Origin of the sequence: Deinococcus sp. QL22, from assembly GCF_023370075.1 — a bacterium.
In the GTDB taxonomy this organism is placed as follows: domain Bacteria; phylum Deinococcota; class Deinococci; order Deinococcales; family Deinococcaceae; genus Deinococcus.
This window is the reverse complement of sequence record NZ_CP097149.1, coordinates 2,607,927-2,624,689: the sequence shown is the minus strand read 5'-3', so window position 1 is coordinate 2,624,689 and position 16,763 is coordinate 2,607,927. Positions and strand designations below refer to the sequence as shown.

General features: G+C 65.0%; 15 protein-coding genes. 6 read left to right on the top strand and 9 right to left on the bottom strand.

Annotated elements, in window-relative coordinates:
• Positions 1-3 precede the first annotated feature (3 nt).
• Complete coding sequence (locus M1R55_RS13120) at positions 4-3,099, bottom strand: AAA family ATPase (RefSeq protein ID WP_249392192.1); 3,096 nt, start codon at positions 3,097-3,099, stop codon at positions 4-6.
• 268 nt (positions 3,100-3,367) lie between these two features.
• On the opposite strand from M1R55_RS13120, the gene M1R55_RS13115 reads away from it, so the two are divergent.
• Positions 3,368-4,093 (top strand): tetratricopeptide repeat protein, encoded by a 726-nt coding sequence (locus M1R55_RS13115; RefSeq protein ID WP_249392191.1) that lies wholly within the window; start codon positions 3,368-3,370, stop codon positions 4,091-4,093.
• A gap of 89 nt (positions 4,094-4,182) precedes the next feature.
• On the opposite strand, the gene M1R55_RS13110 is transcribed toward M1R55_RS13115, so the two are convergent.
• On the bottom strand, positions 4,183-5,124 hold the full coding sequence (locus tag M1R55_RS13110; RefSeq protein WP_249392190.1) for a diacylglycerol kinase family protein: 942 nt from the start codon (positions 5,122-5,124) through the stop codon (positions 4,183-4,185).
• Positions 5,125-5,220: 96 nt separating this feature from the next.
• Between M1R55_RS13110 and M1R55_RS13105 the strand changes: the two genes are divergently transcribed.
• On the top strand, positions 5,221-5,745 hold the full coding sequence (locus M1R55_RS13105; RefSeq protein ID WP_249392189.1) for a VIT family protein: 525 nt from the start codon (positions 5,221-5,223) through the stop codon (positions 5,743-5,745).
• A gap of 144 nt (positions 5,746-5,889) precedes the next feature.
• Here the strand turns inward: M1R55_RS13105 and M1R55_RS13100 are convergent, their stop codons facing one another.
• Positions 5,890-7,095, bottom strand: coding sequence for an MFS transporter (locus tag M1R55_RS13100; RefSeq protein WP_249392188.1), 1,206 nt, complete (start codon positions 7,093-7,095; stop codon positions 5,890-5,892).
• Between the two features lie 191 nt (positions 7,096-7,286).
• On the opposite strand from M1R55_RS13100, the gene M1R55_RS13095 reads away from it, so the two are divergent.
• On the top strand, positions 7,287-7,799 hold the full coding sequence (locus M1R55_RS13095) for a hypothetical protein (RefSeq protein WP_249392187.1): 513 nt from the start codon (positions 7,287-7,289) through the stop codon (positions 7,797-7,799).
• 91 nt (positions 7,800-7,890) lie between these two features.
• Here M1R55_RS13095 and M1R55_RS13090 read toward each other — a convergent pair whose 3' ends face one another.
• From M1R55_RS13090 to M1R55_RS13070, 5 genes are all read right to left on the bottom strand, one after another.
• Complete coding sequence (locus M1R55_RS13090; protein WP_249392186.1) at positions 7,891-8,421, bottom strand: isoprenylcysteine carboxyl methyltransferase family protein; 531 nt, start codon at positions 8,419-8,421, stop codon at positions 7,891-7,893.
• Positions 8,418-9,428: a methylmalonyl Co-A mutase-associated GTPase MeaB gene (meaB, locus tag M1R55_RS13085; protein WP_249392185.1), complete on the bottom strand. Its 1,011-nt coding sequence runs from the start codon at positions 9,426-9,428 to the stop codon at positions 8,418-8,420. Before meaB ends, M1R55_RS13090 begins: the two co-directional genes overlap by 4 nt.
• A 67-nt stretch (positions 9,429-9,495) precedes the next feature.
• A complete protein-coding gene (locus M1R55_RS13080; protein WP_249392184.1) occupies positions 9,496-10,224 on the bottom strand; it encodes a histidine phosphatase family protein in 729 nt (242 codons plus the stop codon).
• Positions 10,221-11,315: a phosphoribosylformylglycinamidine cyclo-ligase gene (gene purM, locus M1R55_RS13075; RefSeq protein WP_249392183.1), complete on the bottom strand. Its 1,095-nt coding sequence runs from the start codon at positions 11,313-11,315 to the stop codon at positions 10,221-10,223. The genes M1R55_RS13080 and purM overlap by 4 nt, the downstream gene beginning before the upstream one ends.
• 97 nt (positions 11,316-11,412) lie before the next feature.
• Positions 11,413-12,147, bottom strand: coding sequence for a TVP38/TMEM64 family protein (locus M1R55_RS13070; RefSeq protein WP_249392182.1), 735 nt, complete (start codon positions 12,145-12,147; stop codon positions 11,413-11,415).
• 125 nt (positions 12,148-12,272) lie between these two features.
• On the opposite strand from M1R55_RS13070, the gene M1R55_RS13065 reads away from it, so the two are divergent.
• Positions 12,273-13,262: a polyprenyl synthetase family protein gene (locus M1R55_RS13065; protein WP_249392181.1), complete on the top strand. Its 990-nt coding sequence runs from the start codon at positions 12,273-12,275 to the stop codon at positions 13,260-13,262.
• A 363-nt stretch (positions 13,263-13,625) separates the two neighbouring features.
• Here M1R55_RS13065 and M1R55_RS13060 read toward each other — a convergent pair whose 3' ends face one another.
• Complete coding sequence (locus M1R55_RS13060) at positions 13,626-14,411, bottom strand: N-formylglutamate amidohydrolase (RefSeq protein WP_249392180.1); 786 nt, start codon at positions 14,409-14,411, stop codon at positions 13,626-13,628.
• Positions 14,412-14,493: 82 nt separating this feature from the next.
• Between M1R55_RS13060 and recF the strand changes: the two genes are divergently transcribed.
• A complete protein-coding gene (gene recF / locus M1R55_RS13055; RefSeq protein WP_249392179.1) occupies positions 14,494-15,573 on the top strand; it encodes a DNA replication and repair protein RecF in 1,080 nt (359 codons plus the stop codon).
• A complete protein-coding gene (locus M1R55_RS13050) occupies positions 15,570-16,448 on the top strand; it encodes a DUF721 domain-containing protein (protein ID WP_249392178.1) in 879 nt (292 codons plus the stop codon). The genes recF and M1R55_RS13050 overlap by 4 nt, the downstream gene beginning before the upstream one ends.
• The last annotated feature ends 315 nt before the right edge of the window (positions 16,449-16,763 follow it).

The following is a 16,763-nucleotide window of genomic DNA, read 5'->3' as shown; positions in this document are numbered from 1 at the left end:
TTCTTAATCTTGACGCCCCGTCTCAGATTCCAAGACCCACAGGCGGTCACGGACGCGCAAGGCGTCTACGCGGGCCAGACTGGGCGCTGGATAGACCCTCTGCAACACGTCTTCTGCGGCAGAATGATGGGTTTCCAGGGCCCGGCCCGCCTCGCGCCATACGCCCGCCCGGAAGGGATGGAGGGCCGGGTCTTGCAGGGCCGTTCGCAGCCACAGCAACGTACCCGCACCCTCCTCGATGGTTGCCCGTACCTCTAGTGCCAGCAGTTGTGCGGCCAACCCCGGATCGGCGGCATGTGTATCAGGGAGAGGGCCGGAGCCGCCCACACCCAACGACACCCGGCGCAGCAGGGCGTGGGCGCGGTTGATGTCGGCCAACGCCAGGCCAATCTGATGGGCCCGCAAGTGCGCTTCGGCGCGGATAGCATGCGCCTGAGCCGCCGCGTAAGGATGATCGGTCATCGCCAGAGCACGCTCGGCAAAGTGGAGGGCAGCGGCAGGCAGGGGGTCGGCCAGCGCCCGCGTCAGCAAGATGTCGAAGGTCAAGACCTGTTCCCGGTCTGGTTCGGGCGTGTCAGACGACCCAGAGGCAGGGCGCAACAAGCTGTCCAGCAACGTGCGTGCCTGCTGTAAATCGGGATGATCGCGGCGTGGGCCACAAAACGGATAGAGGTACGGCAACCCGATGCCCCGCGTCAGGTACGCCAGGGAGAGGCGGTACTGGGTGCGGCGCAGGCGGTATTCAGCTTCGGCCTGACGTGCCCCCGGCTCATTCCGGAGCGGCACGGTCAGCAGTCCCGTAAGCAGACTCAGGGCCGCAGAAGCCTGAGCCAACGCCTCATCAGGGCGGCCCAGCGCCAGCAAAATCGGCAATCCCTCCGAGAGCAGGCGGGCGCGGGGCAGGGCGTCTTCACGGGGGCGAGGGTCGGCTGCACGCGGGGCAGAGTCAGTGGCCGAGAGCAGCCCCAGCGCACGCTGAAGCAACGCCAGCCCCTCTGCCGGATGCCCCAGTCGGCGCTGGGCGGTGGCGGCGCGGGCCAGCACACGGGCGGTTTCCTCGGCGCTTCCGCCTGCGCGGGGCAAGCGTTCGGCGGCGTCCTGAAGGGCGTGCAGGGCGGCGGCGGGTTGGCCCAGCCTCAGCCGTAGATCGCCTTCCTGGTAGCGGGCGCGGGCCGACAGGAGTGGGCTAGAAGGGGGCACGCTTTGCAGGGCGCTCAGGGCCTCGGGCCAGTATCCCGCATCTTTGGCAATCAGGCCACGCCACAGCGCCGCACGCGGGCCACCTTGCGCGGTGCGGGGGTCGCCAGCAGCGCGGGTCGCGGCCTCCAAATCTCCGCTCCAGCGGGCCAACGCCGCCTGCACCAGCAGCGCATCGGCCTGCGCCGCCACCGTCCATGAAGAGATGGGCCAGGATGAAGTTAGCGAAGGCTCTGACAGCAAATTGCTCAGGTCGGGGTGGGCCAGTTGCCCGCGTGCGGCCTCAAAGTTTCCGGCGTCCACACTGCTTTCGGCCAGCTTGACCCTGGCCCACGCCCGCACCGGATCGCGGGGGGATTCCAGCAGGGTAAACAGCGCGTCGCGGGCGCGGGGATCGCCGTATTCGCCCCGTCCGGCGTGGTGGGTCGCCAGCGCACGGGCAAGGATTTCTAAGGCTTCTGTCGATGCACCATCCTTCTCTTTCCTCCCCCGAATGGCGGCCCACAGCGGCGGCAAGTGGCGGGCATCGTCCGGGCGGCGGCTGATCTGTGCGGCGAGGGCGGGCCAGTCTTGCAGCAGGGTCAGGGCAGCCAGTGCATATCCAGACAGTGCAAAACCGGACAGTTCGGCAGCAGATTCGTCTCCCAGCTCCTCAAACACGGCCACCAGACGGCGGGCGGCGGCCTGGGCTTCGGTGGCGGGAATCAGCGGCAGGGCGGCCCGCAGCACGTCGGCAGGTGTCCAACCCAGGTCAGAGGAACCGGACAGCAGGGCGCGGGCGTGGGTCGGCAGGCGGGCGGGCGAGAACCCAAGAGCAGCCCAGAGAACGGCGTCAGGAATCACGGCAGGCAGCGCCACTACCGACAGGCCTGCCAAAGCCACTGTCAGAGAACGAATCTCCGGATCGGCCACCAGCCGCGCCGCGCCACTTTCGCCCTGTCCTGCCTCGCCCCGGCCCACGCTCGCCAGCAGGGTGAGGCGGTCTAGGTTGCGGCCCGTTTCGCGCACCAGAGCGTCGGCGGCGGCGCGGCCAATGCCGAGGCGGGCCATCAGGTAGGCGCGGGCCTCGGCGGGCGTGGGGGGGTGCAGTTCGATGACTTCTGCCCCGCCCGTGGGCAAGTGGGCTTTTAATTCTGCCGCATCTTCCAGGGCCAGCAACACGGCCAGGCCTGCCGGAGCGCGGCGCAGCAGATGTTCGGTGGCCCAGAGCGCCGCCGAAACGGGCGTGCCATCGGGCAAGCGGGGCGGGTCTCCGGCCCAGTTCAGATCGGCTGTGACACGGGCCAGCAGCACCCCTGCCCCATCTGATCCCGCCCGGCCCAGCAACGCAGCGCGGGCGGCTTCGGCCTGAGCCGCCGCCAACGCTGCAAAAGAACGTCCAGCAGCGGGGGAAGCGGGCAACTGCTCGGAAGCGTCACCCGCCAGCGAGAGCCGTAACACCGCCCTATGCTCGGCAGCCAACGCCGACGCCACATGATCCAGCAGCACCGTTTTGCCTGCCCCCTGCCGCCCGGTCACGATCATTCGGGGCGTCCTTCCCGCCCGCACCCCGGCCAAAAACTGCTTGTAAGCCCGCTTTTTGCTGCGGCCCAGGAGTTCCAGTTCATCGGGCAGGGGGGTGGGGGCACGGGGCAACGAGGCAGTAGGTAAGGGACGGCCTGCTTCCCGCGCCAAGTCCGTGAGAATGCCTGCCAGCGCTGATTTGTCGGCGGGCGTGCCTATATCGCGGTAAACAATATTCCGCACCGACGCCGGATTTGCGCCGCGCGCCCGCATTTCTGATTCCAGCCAGCGCAGGCTGCCGCGTACTGCTCCCGCCGTGCCGGGTGTGGGCGGCAGATGGGCACGCAAATCGGCCAACATGCCGCGCCAGTCGAGCGGCGCAGCGTCAGGCCCGCCCATACCCGCCCGCACAGGAAGGAGAACGGCACATGCAGTCCAGAAACGACGGAATCAAGGTGGCCTGAGCCTACCACCCCAGCCCGGAGCCGTTGCACCCGGTTCATAACGACCTGTGCAGACCGTTCCTGACGTATCCATCAGACTTTCGGGGTACGGATGTGTATACTCGGTACAGCTTTTTAACTTGCAAGGGGTTCCGGCGGTCATCTGATGTCTGTCGGCTGAACTCACCTCATTACCCACCACCCACTGTCCCGGAGGAATTACCATGCGCCTAGCTCTATCGAAACGCCCCCTGTTGACCTTCGCCCTGACCCTGACTGCCGTTTCGGGCGTGGCCCACGCGCAGTCTCAGCAGGCTGCCAAAGCCCTGTACGACTCCGGCAAATGGCAAGAAGCCGCCACCGCTGCCGTCGCCCTGAACACCAGCAACGGCTTTGCGCTGGCCGCTGAAGCCACGACGGGCGGAGCAGCCCTGAGCGCCGACAACGCCAAAAAAGCCTTATTCGAGAAGGCCCAGAACTACGCGAAGCAGGCCATCAAGCTTGACCCCAACAACGCCGAAGCCTACTTCGAGTTGGCCCGCGCTCAGGGCCGCCTCGCGCAGTACAGCGGCGTATTTCAGAGCCTCCCCCTCGGCCAGGACATGAAGAAAAATCTGGATCAGGCCAGCAAGCTGAACCCCAAATTGGCGGGCGTGTACGTGGCGTTGGGTCTGTGGCACGCCAACTTGGACGTCGGCGGCCTGAAAGGTGTGGCCGGACGCGCCATCGGCGGCAGCAAGTCGCAAATTACGCCCAACTTCGAGAAGGCCATCGCCCTCGAACCCAACGTAGCCGTTCACCGCATCGAGTACGCCAACGCCCTGCTGAGCCAGAACAACAAGGCCGCCGCCGCCGTGCAACTGGAAAAAGCCGTGACCATCGCCGCCGACACGTTCTGGCAAAAGCGTGATCTGGACGCCGCCAAAGCCAAACTTGCGACGCTGAAGTAAGGCACTCTGGAACGTGGATCGTAGATCGTGGGAGAAATCAAACCACGTTCCACGATCCACGTTCTTTACTCCCCACACCCGGCAACCCACTACCCGTTCAGCAACGTCACCGCGCCCGCTAGCACCCGCACCTGAATTTCCCTGACTTCGCCCGACAGGTCGCCGTCGAGGTGCAGGTGGGTGGGCGCGGCCCAGCGAATGGTCACGGCCTGCCCGGTGGCGTGGTAGACGCGGGGCTGGCCCAGATGCGTGCCGCGCAGCACCCGTCCCATCAGGCCAAGCAGTTGCGGGCGGGTCACGGGGCCGCTGGCCAGGGCATTCAGTTTGCCGTCATGCGCGTCCGACTGTGGGCTGATCAGAAAACCGCCGCCGTAGCGGGTGCCGTTCATAACAGCAGCCAGGCAACTGGGGCCGGAATACACTGTCTGGCCGTCTACGCTCAGGGTCAGGTCAGTGAGTTGAAGGTCGCGCAGGGCAGCCAACGCGCCCCACAGGTAGCGGCCAAAGCCGGTCAGGCGGGCGGGGGCGCGGAGCATGGTGGCGGCCACCTGTGCGTCGAAACCCATGCCGAGGCCGTTCAGGAGCAGCCGGGGCACACCCGCGCCCGCGCCTTCGGTCACGGTGGCTTCCAGCGCATCCACCCGGCGCGGCGTGTAGCTCAGGCGATCCAGGGCTTCTCCGAACTGGCCCGCTTTCAGGCCCAACATTCCGGCGTAATCGTTGCCACTGCCCAGCGGCACAATCGCCAGGGGCCGCGCCCCGTTGCCGATCAATGCGGGCAACAGTGCGCCCACCGTGCCGTCTCCACCGACAGCCAGCACCGCCACATCTGCGGGCAGCGCCTGCACGCGGGCCAATGCGTCGTCCCCCGACCCCGCCGAAATCAGTTCGAAGTCGAAGCGGCGGGCCTGTAACTCTCCTTCCAACCGGGGCCACTCGCGCGAGGCGAGGCCGCGCCCCGCGTGAGGATTGAGCACCACAGCGTAACGGCGCTGGGCAGACGGTGCGGGCGGAAAAGGTGCAGAAGTCACGGTTAGTTCAGGATACGGCGGGAAGAGGAGATAGGCTTCACAGGGCTCTATCAATCTCCTTATTGAGAATAATTCCTATTAAGGCTAGACTGTCTTATGCCCGACGCCTTGCCTACTCCCCCCGCTACCCGGCCCCCCGCACACGATCAGGCCTTTATTTTGCAAAAGGTGCAGCCTGCTCTGCTCGGCCTGATGGACGGCAGCGTCAGCACTCTGGCCCCGATCTTTGCCACCGCTGGACTGACCGGAAATCCAATGGACGCCTTCTGGGTTGGCTTTGCGGCCAGCGTGGGTGCGGGCATCAGCATGGGCCTGGCCGAGGCCCTCAGTGACGACGGCCTGGTCAGCGGGCGCGGCAAACCCTTTGCACGCGGCGTCATTACGGGCGCGGCTACCATTTTGGGTGGCATGCTGCACACACTTCCCTTCCTGATTCCCGACCTGCAAACCGCGCTGACGCTGGCCTACGTGGTGGTTATCGTCGAACTGCTGATTATCGCGCTGATCCGCTGGCGCTATATGCACAGCCCGTTGCGCCAGACCATTGTTCAGGTGATCGTGGGCGGCGCAGTGGTATTTGGCGTGGGCGTGTGGCTGGGCAAATTGGGCGCGGGCGGGTGAACAGGGGCGGGGGGCTCAGTTTCCGGGGGCTTGGTCTGAGGGGGGAGGATCTGAAAGTCTAAGGAAGGTCAGGGGCAAACGCTGGGGCTTCTCAAGCCCGTGCTTTTGCCCCTTTTACTTTCTGCCCACCACTGACCGCCCTTCTTAGTTGAAGGCCGCCCGCTGCGGTTCCGGCAACCTGTAGGCAATCAGGGCGCTGGGAATCAGCAGGCTCAGGCTGACCAACGCCGCTGTTGTCGGGCTGGTGACATCGGCCAACGCGCCCACCAAGAAAATCAGGATGCCGGCAAAGCCCCACGAAAAACCCATCATGATAGAACTTGCCACCGCCACATGACCGGGCGCGTATTCCTGCGCGGCGACCACACCCACTGGAATACTGGCGTTCACGGCGGCCCCAACCACGAAGGTCAGGGGGTAATACCACCAATTGGCCGGACTGCTGAGAATCAGGACGGCAAAAAACGGAATGGTGGTGAGGATAGCCGCCCGCAGCACGGGAACCCGCCCGCGCTTATCGCTGATTCGCCCACCCACGATGCCGCCGATGGCGCTGGCAACAGCGTACACGCCCAGTGTCAGGGCCACTTCCCGCGCTCCGAACCCACGCGCCAGCAGCATAAACGGCAACATGGCGTTGTAGCCCATGCTGGCCAGAGAGCGCAGCACCGCCATGCCCCACAGCCACACGATTGGCCCCCGGAAGATTCGCAGATATTCGGCAGCCCCTACGCGCTTGCTGCTCTGCTTGCCGGAAGGCGTAACGGCGAAAGTAATGGCAGCAATGACCGCCCCGATCAGGGCGAACCACGGCAGATGCGTGAGGCCCACGCCCGCAAACACTGGCCCAAGCGCCATGCCGCCTGTGCCGCCTGCACTAAAAATGCTGGCCCACAGGCCGCGCTTGTCGGGTGGGCTGTTTTGGGCCACATAAGCTGCCCCCGCCGGATGAAAAAAGCCGCTGCCGAAGCCCGCGACCGCCACCAGCAGCACCAGTGCGCCGAACCAGGGCACAAAGCCCATCAAGGTGAGTCCAATTCCGGTCATCAGGGGGCCGAGCGCGGCGGCGTAACGGCGATCCAGCCGTTCTCCGACGACGCCCAACAGAGGCTGCATTACGCTGCTGGTGAGGGAGAATACGCTGGACAACAGCGTGACGGCGGCGATGCTGACCCCAAATTTGCTCTGGAGTGCCGGAGTCAGGGGCGTGAGCATGGCCCCATACGCGTCGTTGATAAAGTGCCCCGCCGTAACGGCCAACGCGACGGCAGTGGCCTGCCGGGTGACGGTGTGGGCAGTTATGGCCTGATTGGGGGCCTGCGCCGACGAAGGAGAAACGGGAGCCTGCATGGTCTGCACCCTACTCCCCTTGTTGCGGCCTGCGTGCGGCACCCACCCATGCCGTGTCCAGTAGTGCGGGCCAGTGCTCAGACCCTCGCCTTGATATTCACCCCGGTCATTCCACCGATGTTTGAAACGTTTGAACTGAGTTCAGGTCAGCTTTCCGACGAATGAAGGCTTTAGCAGCGTAGTCTAGGGCTGTGATGCTGAAGTTCCGGGAAGTGATCGCCACCGCTCTGCCTTCTGAAGAAGGGGTTCGGACACGTCTGGCAGGATTACAGACCCATGACTGGACAGAAGTAGCAAGCCGTTTTGGAGCCCTGCTCCCGGAATTTGATGGGGTGGTCGCCCTTCCCGCCGCACAGCAGCTGGCACAGTCGCTGGCCCGAGCACGCGGCCTTCCCGCCCTACACACAGCCAGAAGCATCTCCACGGGCCACTGGACGCTTCTGGATACTGGAGATGCGAGCGGAGAAGTGGTGATCGTGACCGAGCAGTTGACAGACGGGTTGGCCGAGTTGGAAATAATGTTGCTGTGCGCCGAGAAAGGGATGAATGTAATTTCGGTGTTGGCCGCCGTAGAGCGCACCAACGCCGCTGGCCGCATTCGACTGGAACTGCACAACGTAACAGTCTTGTCGGCGGTTCAACTGGCCGATACCCCGGTGGGCCTGGTCTTCGAGCGCCGAACGCCCCAGAGCATGGCCCGCTGAGCATAACCGGCAGAGACCATTACCGCTCAGGCGCTCCTATGGGCTATGAATCCTAACCTTGGGCCACGCGATTCAAACTCCACAATTCCGCTCAAGCTGGCGAGGTCTGATCAACCCTGTAACCTCTCAGCGCGGCATTCTCTGCAGGCAGGCGCACCAGCAGCAGCAGGGCAGCATTGAGCACCGTGTAAGCAAGTGCGGTTCGCCACGCGCCGACAGCGAGCGGTGCGGCGGCGATTTCCAGGGCCACCACAGCATAGTTTGGATGCGGTAGAAGGCGGAATGGCCCACCTGTGACGCGCTTTCCACCCGGCACGATCAGAATGCGGGTATTCCAGTAACGCCCCAGCGTGCGAATGACCCAGTAGCGCAGCGGTTGCGCCAGCACGAACAGCGCCAGTATCGGCCAATGCACGCGCCCACCCCTCTTGCGTCCTTCTAGCAGCAGGGCCAGCATCCAGGTGGGGTGCAGAATAAAAAACAGCGGGTAATGGGCCTGGCCATATTCCACTGCGCCCTGCTGCCGCGCCCAGCGTTCGTTGGCGCGTGCCAGCCGCAGTTCGAGGAGCCGCTGCACGATCAGGAAGGCGAAGAGAATGGGGGCGAGTTGGCGGGCGGTCAAAGCTGACTTCCCAGCAAAGCATCAGCCGCAGCATCGGCGTCCAGTTCTCCGCGTGCCACACGGGCATAAAGGTCGGCGCTGGTATCACGGGCGCGGCGCAGCAACCGCTCCTGCACCAGCGAGCGAACCTCGAATTCGGCGCGGCGGGTGCGGCGCCCGGTCAGACCTGCCGCGCCGAGATGGACACGGTGGGCCAGTACAGCGGCGACCAATCCGGCAATTCCTGTCGGCTCCAACCCCTGTCCTGTGCTGCCCTGCTCCAGTCTGCCCTGCCCTGCACCCGCCACCGTTTTTTGAACGGGTGCAAACCAGGTGTGTTCGTCGTGTGCGCCGAGGCCCTGCGCAGCCACCAGTTCGCGCACGGTTCGGTCGGCACCCGGCAAATCAGCCTTGTTCACGGCGATCACATCGGCAATTTCCATAATGCCCGCCTTGAACGCCTGCACACCGTCGCCGCCCGCCGGGGTCAGAACGAGCAGTGTATGGTCGCAGGCCGAGGCCACATCCACCTCCGATTGGCCCACACCCACCGTTTCCAGAATCACCCAGTCGAAACCCGCGCCTTCCAGCAGCGCCAGCACTTGCATCGTGCGTGCAGACAGGCCGCCCAACGCTCCCCGGCTCGCCAGAGAGCGCACGAACACGCCCGCGTCGGCGTGGTGGCGCAGCATCCGGATGCGGTCTCCGAGAATCGCGCCGCCCGAATAGGGGCTGCTGGGGTCGACGGCCACCACCGCCACCCGCTGCCCCAACCCGCGCAGGTGGGCAATCAGGGCGTCGGTGAGGGTGCTTTTGCCGCTGCCGGGGCTGCCCGTAATGCCCAGTACGATGCCGGGCTTGCGGGCTGCTTGCTCGCGTGCCACACGCAATAAAGGCCGGGCGGCGGGCAAGCCAGCCTCGGCCAACGTGAGGGCGCGGGAGAGCGCACGCAGGTCGCCGGAGCGGAAGCGGGATTCGAGAGAGGGTTGTGTGCTGTGGACTGTGGGCTGTGGATCGGGGGCCGTCATGCTCAGATTCCCGACAGGCCAGTGGTACGAATCACGTTCCAGGTTCTCTCCACCATGCTCCAGCCCCTCACTGCGCCTGCCCCAGCACGTCGTCGGCTTCCGTCGCCTCGATCAAGTCTTCCAGGTGCGCGTCGTCGTTGAAACCCAGCAACGTCCCGCTGTTTTCTCCGAGCAGCACGCGGGTTAGGCTGGTATTGGTAACGCTGAGACGTGCCCAGGCGTTGGCAGGCACACCGCCCAGAGCCAGGCCCACCGCCACACGCACGACGCCGCCGTGAGTAAACACCAGCACGCGTCCGCCGGGATGCCGCACCCGCAGGCGGTCAAAGGCCGCCCCGCAGCGGGCAAACAGGTCTTCCATGCTCTCGCCGCCGGGTCTGCGGGTGGCCCACGGTTCCCGGATCAGGGTGCTCAGGTAGTCGGGAAAGCGGGCGCGAATATCAGCAATGACGAGGCCCGACAACTCGCCCACGTCTATTTCACGCAGGCCGGGGTCGGCTTGCACAGGCGGGTTGCCCAGCAGGCGTTCGGCCACCGCGTCTGCCGTTTGCGAGGCCCGCACGAGGTCGCTGGTGTACACGGCGTCAAAGTGAAGTCCGGTCAGGCGCTCGGCCAGGCTGGCGGCCTGCAAAATCCCGATATGACTCAGGGGCACATCGGTCTGGCCCTGATACCGGCCATCGGCATTCCAAGTACTTTCACCGTGCCGCACCACCCAGAATTCGGTGGCGGTGGCGCGGTCTGGGGGCGTAAAACCAAAAGGCGCGAGGCGTTTGCGGGGTGCGTCGGAACTCAAGAACTCACCCCTTCTCGCTGGGGCGTGAACTGCACGCCGCTGCCTTCGGTCATTTCACCGATAATCCAGGGGCTTTCCCCGGCGGCTTGCAGGGCGTTCAGGGCCGCTTCAGCTTGCTCGGCAGACACGATAAACAGGAATCCCACACCCATATTCAGGGCACGGAAGCCTTCAGCGCGGGCCACATTGCCGCGTTCCAGGATCAGTTCGAACAGGGGCGGTACTGTCCAGGACGCAGTATTGATCCGCATGCCCACGCCTTCCGGAAAGATGCGCGGGGGATTGTCGACCAAGCCGCCGCCCGTGATGTGGGCCATGCCGCGCACATCCACCTCAGCGGCGGTAAGGGCATCGAAGGCCGGGCCATAAGCGCGGTGCGGAATCGGCAGCACTTCTGTCAACGATTTCCCACCCAAGTCGGCGCGGGCCTGTTGCCAATCCAGACCATCGAGTGCCATGCGGGCAAGGCTGAAGCCGTTGGTATGCAGGCCGCTGCTGGGCAGGCCGATCACGGCGTCACCGGCCCGGATGCGCGAGCCGTCTATCAGCTTGGGCCGGTCCACGACGCCCACAATCGTGCCCACGATGTCCAGTTCTCCCTCTACGTACACACCAGGCATTTCGGCAGTTTCGCCGCCCAGCAGGGCCACGCCCAGCGCCTCACATGCCTCTGCCGCACCCGTGACCACATCGGCTACCGCTTCGGGCCGCAAGACCCCCATCGCCACGTAATCCAGGAAAAACAGGGGCCGTGCGCCCTGCACCAGAATATCGTTGGCGCAGTGGTTCACGATGTCTGCGCCGAGTCCCTTGAACTGGCCCGCCCGCACCGCGACCTTGGTTTTGGTACCGACGCCATCGGTAGAAGCCACCAGCACCGGATCGGTCATTGGGCTACCGTCTGTGCCCGTAAACTGCGCCCGGAACAGCCCGCCAAAGCCGCCGATGCCGCCCAGAACTGCGGGCGTATGCGTGCGTGCCACGGCATATTTCATCAGGGCCACAGCCCGGTGTCCGGCGTCTATGCTTACTCCTGCCCGTTCGTATGCGGAGCCTCCGGCCTGCTTGCCCGCTTGCGTGTCTTCCGTCATGATCCTCCCGCCCGCGCCACCGCCCGCTTGCCTTCCGGCTTTGGGTGGACGGCGCAACCGTGAGGCAGTCTACCTGACAGGAGAATGACCGGGCGGTTTAGGAGTCGGGCGTCTGGTCAGGTGAAGGAGTCGAACTTGACCGCGCTGCCCGCCGCCTGCCCATCCAGGTGCGCCAGCCTGCCACCGCCGCCACCAGCAGCGACAGCACGCCCAGGCCCCACACCATGCGTGACGTAGACCCAGACAGCCAGATGACCAACAACGTGACCGGAAACGCGCCCGCCGCCGTTGCCAGCATGAAGGGGCGAAACGGCATCCGGGCCGCGCCCGCCACCAGATTCATCACGTCGGCGCTGAGAATGGGCATCAGGCGCACCATCAACACGCCCTGAACGCCGTGTTTGCGGGCAAAATCTTCGGCCCGCTTGCGGGTGCGCTCGCCTGCCAGCATCCTGACCAACTGGTCTCCGACGCCGCGCCCCAGCCAGTAGCCCGCCACCGCGCCCAACAACGTGCCGATATATACGATGAAGAAGCCCTCCACGGGGCCGTAAGCGCGGGCAGTGACGGCGGTCATGACCAGCGCGGGCAGCACCGGAATAACGGCCTGAGCCACGAACGCCGCGATCAGGGCCAGCGGGCCAGCCCAGCCCAGGCCATCGACCCAGGCGTGCGTGACCCCCGGATCGGAGGAGCGCAGGGCCGCAGCCCCAGCCGCGAAAAAAGCCCGGACGTCGGGAATGAGGAACAGGATGCCCAGCAGGGCCAACACGCCGCCCAACAGCAGATACCGCAAGTAGGCAGGCGCACGGGCAGAAGTGGCAGACGACATCTGAGGCCAGTTTAGACAAGGCATGTGAGGAATGCGCGGGACGAAAGCTGGAGACGTGTTGGACTTTCCCCTCTGCATCTTCACTCTTTCCCTTCCCACCGCCCGCCGCTCTACACTGTCGCTCCATGCGCCCCGAACTACTAGAACGCGCCCTCTCGCTGCTGCCCACCGCTGCCTCTCATCCTGAATTGGCCCGCTACTTTGCCATGCTGCGCGACTACCCGATACGCGGCGGCAAAGGCATTCGCAGCGAACTGCTGCTGGCGAGTGCTGGGGCGCACGGTGTACAAAGGGGTACGGAGGCCTGGGAACGCGCCCTGTGGCTGGCAACCGCTTTGGAACTCTTCCAGAACTGGGTGCTGATTCACGACGACATAGAAGACGACTCCGAGGAACGCCGGGGTCAGCCCGCCTTGCACCGACTGCACGGGGTAGCACTCGCCATCAACGCCGGAGACGCGCTGCACGCCTATATGTGGGCCGCTGTTCACCGCGCGGGCGTGCCGGGGGCGATGGAAGAATTCTTGGCGATGATTCACCGCACCGCAGAGGGCCAGCACCTTGATCTGGCATGGGTGGAGCGCCGCGAATGGACGCTGAAAGAGGCCGACTACCTGCACATGGTGAGCCTGAAAACCGCCCACTACACGGTGATCGTGCCGCTGAGACTGGGCGCACTGGCCGCAGGTTTGGCCCCCGACGAACGCTTTACGGCGGCCGGGCTGGCCCTCGGCGCGGCCTTCCAGATTCGGGATGATGTACTGAACCTGCTGGGCGACCCGGCCAAATACGGCAAGGAAATCGGCGGCGACCTGTTGGAAGGCAAGCGCACCCTAATCGTGCTGCACTGGCTCCAGACCGCCTCGGCACAGCAAAAGGACATCTTCTTGGAACAGATGCACCTGGATCGCCCCGCCAAAGACGCCACCACCATTGCCGACATTCACCGCTGGTTGCTGGACAGCGGCAGCGTGGCCTACGCACAGGCCTATGCCTATGCACAGGCTAGGGAAGGAATTGAGCTATTAGAACAGGCGTTGCAAGACGCGCCGGATCAGACAGCCGCCGCACGCTTGGTGGGCGCGGTGCGGGAATTGGCGAGCCGGGAGGCCTAGGGGTGGGGGAAGGAGCAAGGGTTTAAGGGGTGAGGCAGGGCAATTACGTTGCTCCCAACCTCCCCCCTCTCCTGCAGAGCTGTACCAGCCAAGGGGGAAGGGCTAAAAACAAACATCACATCGTCGCCGCCCAACTCCGTGTGAGGCCCCAAGGTGCGTGCAACGCGCGGGCCAATTCCAATGTCAAGACGACTGGCAATTCCGCTTCAAGTGAGCGAACAAGCTAACTCAAAACGCGACAAGATGAATCCTCCCGAGCGGACTCGCAGAGCTGCGAAGCAGAGCGCTTCGCTCCCCCTATCCGGTGGGGTAAGGGGCTGGGGGGTGGGGCAAAGCGTAGGACAAGCCCAACCACCCCTCACTTCAAACCAACGCCAAAGCCCCCGCTGCAAACTGCCTGAAGGCCCCATTCAGCGCCCGAATTGCCCCATCCTGCCCCTCCCCATCCCGCAAGTACAGGCCCGCATTGACCTCTATTCCAAACGCGGGAACGCCCGTGCGCCGCTGATGGTTCAGGCTCAGCGTGTCGGTGTCCCACGGATCGCCAATCGCCACGCGGGTAAATTCTCCGGTGAGCAGCGGCGCAAACGCTTCGGCGCAGACGGATTGCAGGGCGTCCCACTGGGCAAGCGGAAAGGTAGGCGTTTTGGCACTCCCCAGCATGAGCGTGATGCCAGGGCGCGGCACGCCGGGGGTGGGGCTGAGGGCGGGGCCATACGGAGCCATGCTGTGGCCCACGATCATCAGGCGCTTGCCCGCCAGTTCGGCCTGTACCTGTGCATCAAAGGCGTCCCACAGGCGGCGCAAGCGGCTTTCGCGGGCAGCGGGTGATAAGGCAAAGTCAGCCGGATACAGCGGCGAACGGTCAAAATCAATGACCTTGATGACGCCGTTGTCGGCGGTGTCGTTCCGGTCACGGTTGAGGTCTACGGCAAAGCGGCTCCACGCGGCCTGCACATGCCCCGCCCCCGGCACCAGGTAGATCAGGTCGGTGAAGGGATCGCCTTCCAGAAACACCCGGCGCAGGAAGGCGGCACGCTTGGCACTGTCGAAGGCGTCGTCGCCCAACATGTCGTGCAGCACGTCGGCGGGGAGCTGGCCGGAAGGGTGGGGCGTGACGATCAGCAGGTCAGAAAGGGAACCGGACATTGAGAAAGCATAAGCCCAAGCTTCTCCTCCATCCCACGTCTCACAACCCACACCCCATTTCTTTCCTGCCGCCGAACGTAGAATGGGGGGCGTGCATCTGGAGTCCCTGTCTACCCTGAATTACCGCAACCTCGCACCCGATACGTTGCATTTCCCGGCGGGCGTGACGGGCGTGTACGGGGAAAACGGCGCGGGCAAGACCAATCTGCTGGAAGCGGCGTATCTGGCCCTGACCGGCCTGACCGACGTGAACCGCCTGGAGCAACTGGTGCAGTCGGGCGAAAAAGAGGCCTATGTGCGGGCGGATTTGCAGCAGGGCGGCAGCCTGAGCGTGCAGGAAGTGGGGCTGGGGCGCGGGCGGCGGCAACTGAAGGTAGACGGCGTGCGCGTGAAGACCGGAGACCTGCCGCGTGGCAGCGCCGTGTGGATTAGGCCCGAAGACAGCGAACTGGTGTTCGGCCCCCCTGCTGGAAGGCGGGCGTATCTGGACGCGCTCCTCTCGCGCATCAGCGCCCGCTACGCCGAGCAACTGGCCCGCTATGAGCGCACGGTGTCGCAGCGCAATGCAGCCCTCAAAGGCGGCGAAGAATGGGCCATGCACGTCTGGGACGACCCCCTGCTGAAACTCGGCGGAGACATCATGTTGTTTCGCCGCCGCGCCCTGACCCGGCTGGACGAACTGGCAGGCGAGGCCAACGCCGCGCTGGGCAGCCGCAAACCGCTGAAGCTGACCCTGACCGAATCCACCACCCCCGAACACTACGCCCGCGACCTCAGCGCCCGCCGGGGCGAGGAGCTGGCACGCGGAGCCACCGTGACCGGGCCGCACCGCGACGACCTCACCCTGACGCTGGGCGACTTTTCGGCCTCCGAATATGCCAGCCGGGGCGAGGGCCGCACCGTCGCTCTGGCCCTGCGCCGCGCCGAACTGGAACTGTTATCGGAAAAATTTGGAGAAAAGCCGGTGCTGCTGATCGACGACTTTAGCGCCGAACTTGACCCGACCCGCCGCGCCTTCCTGCTGGACTTGGCCGCCAGTGTGCCGCAGGCCATCGTGACCGGAACGGAAAGGGCGCCGGGAGCCGTGCTGACCTTGCGGGCGCACGCGGGCCGCTTTATGCCCGAAGACCAACAACAGGCTCCCCTAGAGGCCAGCGCATGAGCAAAACCCGGCGCTGGGGCGGCACTCTGGGCATTGCCGAACTGATGGGCGCGACGCTGGGCACGGCCCGGATTGCCAAGGGCGTGCAGCGGGCGCGGGCCATTCTGGCCTGGCCGCAGGCGGTGGGGCCAGAGATCGCCAAACTCACGCGGCCCCGGTCTCAGCAGGGTTCTACGCTGTTTGTAGAGGTGCGCGACAGTGCCACCGCTCACCACCTCAGCATGCAGCGCCACCATTTTTTGAAGGCGCTGAATGCCCTGCTGGGCGATTATCCGATCAATGAAATCCGATTTAGCGTGGGCACGATTCGCAGCACCACCAAAGCGGCGGCCCCCACGCCTGCACCGCTGCCCGCACCCGATCTCGAACGCGCTCAGGCGTTGGTGAAAGGCATAGAGGGCGACCTGAAACCCGCCGCGCTGCGGGCCGCCGAAGCTATCACGCGGGCCAGAAAATGGCGTGAGCAGCAGGGGTGGCGGCCCTGTCCGGTCTGCAATGAGGCCAGCAAGGAACAGCCCTGCCGCGCCTGCGCCCTCTCCTTGGAAGACCCCAACGTAAAACGCGCCGCTAAGTTGCTGATGCGCCTGCCGGAGAGATTGCCCACGCTGTCTGGGCCACTGGGAGACAGCGGCATGAACGCGGCCCGCACGTTGGCGCTGGAGGAACTGAAAAGCCAACTGGATTTGCTGGCGCTGGAATGCGTCCGCAGTGGGCCGAAGCCGGATTCAATAGGCCAAGGCTACCGCGAGTTCTTGCTTCAGCAGGCCGAAATCTTTTTGTCGCTGACCTTCCGCAAACCGCGTGTGCAACTACTGCCGTCCGAACGTGCCGCCCTGCCCGAACGAACGAGAAATGTGCTGAATTCGGGGCGGTGAGGGAGAGGGAAGGTCTAAGGGTCTAAGGGCAGGTGAAGGGCAATCGCTGACGCTCACTTACCCCCTGCCCCGCTTAGGGCAAGGGAAACAACAATCCCCACACCGCCACCCTAAACCGTTCCCACCCGAATGCGTGTGAGGCCGTCGTCCACGCAGTGGGCGGGCCAATTCCATTTTGGAATGAACTGGAAATTCCGCTTCAGATAGACGAAGAAGGCGAGTTGTAACGCGACAAGATCAATCCTCCACAGCGGACTCGCAGAGCTGCGAAGCTGGGGAATCCAACGTAGGACAAGCCCAATACGTCAAAATCTC